The following is a 4,483-nucleotide window of genomic DNA, read 5'->3' on the forward strand; positions in this document are numbered from 1 at the left end:
GGTAGGCCAGCGACAGGTCGCGCTGGTTCGACAGCGGCTTGGTGGGGCGGACTTCGATCTTGCCGCGCGACGGGGTGCGGTGGTATTCGCGGGCGGCGTCACGCAGGAGTTGCTCGGCGGCAGAAATTTGTTGGGTCATGGTCTGGTTGAGGGATGAAAAACGGTCTTGAAAAAGCGGTCTGCGCAACGACTTGCGTTGCTGCGGCCAGCTTGTACTGTTCTGGTTTCCTGGTCTTGAATGCGGCGGGCCGATCGGGAAGGATGGTGTTTCTCGTCGGTCCGGAGTGGGGTACGGAAAGCGGCCTCCAGTGATGGTGGCCGATAGTCCGCGCCTGCCTCCGCCTGCTCCGGGCTTGTGGCCGCCGGAACGGGTGCGGGGAGGGGGATATTACCTAAAAATTCACGCTTCGGGTTTTTTGCGGCCATGCCGTTTGATATCAAGGGGGCGCCGGTGGCTGTTACAAGCTGTTTCCAAGTTGACGATTGTTGACACAAATCTGCAAGCAAGGCGCGCGCATAATGCCATTGAGCCTGCTGATGAGTCTGATGCCAGTCATTGGTGGGAGCGGTTGGACGCGTTGTGTCTACAGTCTGCGTTTCAATCGCGATTCAAGCGTGTTCATCGTTTTTTTGATTTTTCATTTTCGTTGGGAGCGTCATCATGAGTCCGCAAGAAACCCAAGCCCTTCAGGATTTTCTCCAGCAACTGACACAGGTGCAGGGCATCAGCAAGGATGCCCAGGCTGATGCCATGATCCAGGCGGCGGTGGCGCGCCAGCCGGATGCGGCGTATCTGCTGGTGCAACGGGCCTTGTTGATGGAACAGGCCCTCAACGCGACCAAGGCCCAGGTGGCGGCCCTGCAGAACCAGGTGCAGTCGTTGCAGGCCAATGCTGCAGGCGGCGCGCGGAGTTCTGGCTTTCTCGATGGCAACGCCTGGGGCAACGCGCCCGCGGCAGCCTCGGCACGTCCGCAGCCTGCGGCCCCGGCTTATATGCCGGCCCCTGCACAGCCTTATCCCGCACCCCAGCAGGCCGCACCCGCCTATCAGGCAGCCCCGCAGGCAGCCCCTTCGTCCGGGTTCTTTGGCGGCGGCATGGGCAGCATGCTGGGCACGGTGGCGGCGACCGCAGCGGGCGTGGCCGGTGGTGCCTTCCTGTATCAAGGCATCGAGCACCTCTTCAATGGCAACAGCGGATCGGGACTGGCGCACCAGAACGGCTTGAGCGCGCCGGTGGAAAATATCGAGAACACTACCGTCAACAACTATTACGGCAGTGATGGGGATCGCAAATCGGATTTCGCCAGCAATGACAGTGGCAGCGACTCCGGTAGCAGCAGCGATCTTGCCGATCTGAGCAATTTCGATGTGGATGACGGCGGGGGATACGACGATACGCTGGTGTGAGTCGGCGCACCGTTTGCTTCACCCCTCAGCCCGCAGGCAAGCGCCTGCGGGCTTATTCATGGGCGGAGTCTGCAACGCTATCGTGAGGCTTTCCGGCAACGCGATCCCGCGTAAGTGTCGAACTTTTGGCGTACAATGATCATCTATATCTGCAGATAGACTGACAGGAGTTCGCCATGCGCAAATCCAATGCTGAAGCCGCCGAGACCAGGAAGCGCATCCTGGAGACGGCCTCTGGCCTGTTTCTCAGCAATGGCATCACTGCGACCGCCATTTCGGATGTCATGTCCGCCTGTGGCCTGACCCAGGGCGGCTTCTATCGTCACTTCACCTCCAAGGAACACCTGGTGGCCGATGCCAGCGCGGTGGCCTTCGACTACCTGCAGGGCCGTCTCGACGAACTGACCAGCGGCAAGCCGCCGCGCGAGGCGCTGCGACTGATTGTCCATGCCTACCTGCGCCAGCACCAGGCCGGCGATGGCCGCCTGCTGTGCCCGCTGGCCAACCTGTCCACCGAGCTGGGGCATGCCGACCAGCAGGTCAAGGAAGTGATCACGGCCGGCTACTCACGCCTGGTCAAGATGATCGCGGCACCCCTGATGCGCCTGGATTACCAGGACTACATCGGCCTGGCCGAAGCCATCGTCTCCATCCTGGTGGGCGCGGTCTCGCTCATGCGCATGGCCGATGACGAGGCACTGGCCGGCAGCATCGCCGTCAACGCCGAGAACACCGTGCAGCTGCTGCTGCAAGGCGCCCCCACCCAGGCCGACCTGGTCCTGCCCCGCCATTGAAAAAAATCCTGGCCGGCTTGCGCCGGGCCAGGACCAAAACGCTGCCCTCCACAGGCAGCGGTACTCCACGGTTGCGTTCAGTCCTTGCGTGCCAGTTGCTCTGCGGCCGACGGTGCAGGGTCTTTCCAGCCCCCTCCCAAGGCCTTGTACAAGCTGATGCGGTTCTGCACTTCGGCCAGACCCGTGCGGATGCTCTGTTGCTGGCTGGCGAACCAGGCACGCTGGGCATCGAGGTAGTCGAGATAGCTGGCCTCGCCGCTGTCATAGCGCAGCTTGGCCAGGTCGTGGCGCTTCTGTTCGGCGCGTTCCTGTGCCTGCACTGCTCGCAGCTCATCGCCCAGTGTGGCGCGTCCGGCCAGGGCATCGGCCACTTCGCGGAAGGCACCCTGGATGGTCTTTTCGTACTGGGCGATGGCGATGTCGCGGTCAGCCTGGGCCACGCCGAGATTGGCGCGATTACGGCCACCATCAAAAATCGGCAGGGTGATCGAAGGCAGGAAGCTCCATGAACGGCTGCCCGATTCGAACAAACCATTCAAGGCATCGCTGGCCGAGCCGAAGCTGCCGGTCAGGCTGATGCGCGGGAAGAACGCCGCCCGGGCCACGCCGATGTTGGCATTGGCCGCGCGCAGCAGGGCTTCCTGCTGGGCGATGTCGGGCCGCGCCGTCAACAGGTCCGAGGGCAACCCGGCAGGCAGTTCGGCCATCACGCTGCTGCTCCAGGAAGCATCGGGTCCGGGCAGCAGGCCCGCCGGCACCGGCTGGCCCAGCAACAGGACCAGCGCGTTTTCATCCACGGCGCGCTGGCGCTGCGCCTGCAGTACGGCGATGCGGGCCGCCTCCAGCAGCGAATCTGACTGGTGCAGGTCGTAATCGGAACTGGCGCCCATGTCGCGCAGGCTGACCTGGCGCTGGTGCGAAGCCGTGCGGCTCTCCAGGGTCTGGCGCGCCAGCGCCAGCAGGCGCTCGTCGGCGACCAACGCTTCATAGCTGTAGGCCACTTGCGCCACTACGCTGATCTGGGTGGTCTTGCGCGCCTCTTCGGTGGCGTTGAAACGCTCCAGCGCCACACCGCTCAGGTTGCGCACCCGGCCGAACAGGTCCAGCTCGAAGGCGGTCACGCCCAGGCCGACGTTGTAGGCGGTGGTCAGCCCGCCCTTGCCGGCCGGGGCGACTTCATTGGGCGTCTGCTGGCGGGCCCCCGAGACGCCCAGGTTGACCGTGGGCAGGCGGTCGGCCGACTGCACCTGATAGAGCGCGCGGGCGCGTTCGATGTTCAGGGCTGCCACGCGCAGGTCACGGTTGTGCTCCAGTGCCAGGGTGATGAGCCGGCGCAGCGATGCATCGCGGAAGAATTCCTGCCAGGGCAGGCTGGCGGCCGGGGTGGCGGCCACGGCGTCGCTCGCGCCGGGTGCCACCTTGTCCGGCCATTGGGTCTGCACCGGCAGGTCCGGCCGTTCGTAGGTGGGGGCCAGCGAGCAGCCGGCCAGGAGGGTGGCCATGAGGACGGAGGCGCCGCCCAGGTGTTGGATGAGCTTCATGCGAACTCCTTGGAGTGGACAGGCTTGGTGGGAGAGACGACAGCCGCAGGCTTGCGCACCTTGAACCACAAGGAGTACAGCGCCGGCAGGAACAGCAGGGTCAGGATCGTGCCCACACCGACGCCGCCGATGAGGACATAGGCCAGCGGACCCCAGAAGCTGGAGTGGGTCAGCGGAATGAAGGCCAGCATCGCCGCCACCGCCGTCAGGATCACCGGGCGCGCACGGCGCACGGTGGATTCGATCACCGCCTCATAGGGGGTGAGGCCGGCATCGAGGTCATGCCGGATCTGGTCCACCAGGATCAGCGTATTGCGCATCAGGATGCCGGCCAGTCCGATCAGGCCCAGGATGGCGTTGAAGCCGAAGGCCTGGTGGAACACCAGCAGCGTGGGCACGGCGCCGACCAGGCCCAGCGGGGCGGTGGCGAACACCATCCACATGGTGGCGAAGGAACGGACCTGCAGCATGATGATGGTCAACATCAATACGATCATCAGCGGGAACAGCTTGGCCAGCGCCTGGTCGGCCTTGGCGCTTTCTTCCACCGAACCGCCGGTGTCGATGCGATAGCCCGGGGGCAGGCTGGCCTTGAGCGTGGCCAGTTGCGGCAGGATCGCGTGAGTCACGTCGGGCGGCTGGCTGCCGTCGCGGATGTCACCTTGCACGGCGATGTAGGTCTCGCGGTTGTAGCGCTTGAGGACGGCATCTTCCATCCGCGTTTCCAGCCGTGCCACCTG

At 64.6% G+C, this 4,483-nt stretch carries 4 protein-coding genes; 2 read left to right on the forward strand and 2 right to left on the reverse strand.

Annotated features, from left to right (window positions below):
- Positions 1 to 661 precede the first annotated feature (661 nt).
- Together B3873_RS21405 and B3873_RS21410 are read left to right on the forward strand one after the other, a co-directional pair.
- Entirely contained in the window at positions 662 to 1,408 is a 747-nt protein-coding gene (locus B3873_RS21405; RefSeq protein WP_286868924.1) for a DUF2076 domain-containing protein, read from the forward strand.
- Between the two features lie 176 nt (positions 1,409 to 1,584).
- The gene (locus B3873_RS21410; RefSeq protein ID WP_286868926.1) at positions 1,585 to 2,202 is read left to right on the forward strand and encodes a TetR/AcrR family transcriptional regulator; all 618 of its coding nucleotides are present in this window, start codon (positions 1,585 to 1,587) and stop codon (positions 2,200 to 2,202) included.
- 77 nt (positions 2,203 to 2,279) lie between these two features.
- Here the strand turns inward: B3873_RS21410 and B3873_RS21415 are convergent, their stop codons facing one another.
- Together B3873_RS21415 and B3873_RS21420 are read right to left on the reverse strand one after the other, a co-directional pair.
- On the reverse strand, positions 2,280 to 3,743 hold the full coding sequence (locus B3873_RS21415; RefSeq protein ID WP_286868929.1) for an efflux transporter outer membrane subunit: 1,464 nt from the start codon (positions 3,741 to 3,743) through the stop codon (positions 2,280 to 2,282).
- Positions 3,740 to 4,483, reverse strand: a 744-nt coding sequence (locus B3873_RS21420) for an efflux RND transporter permease subunit (protein ID WP_286868931.1), incomplete at its 5' end; no start/stop codon positions are given. The genes B3873_RS21415 and B3873_RS21420, both read right to left, overlap by 4 nt.

Origin of the sequence: Herbaspirillum sp. UBA812 (assembly GCF_002296545.1) — a bacterium.
Taxonomy (GTDB): Bacteria; Pseudomonadota; Gammaproteobacteria; order Burkholderiales; family Burkholderiaceae_D; genus Herbaspirillum; species Herbaspirillum huttiense.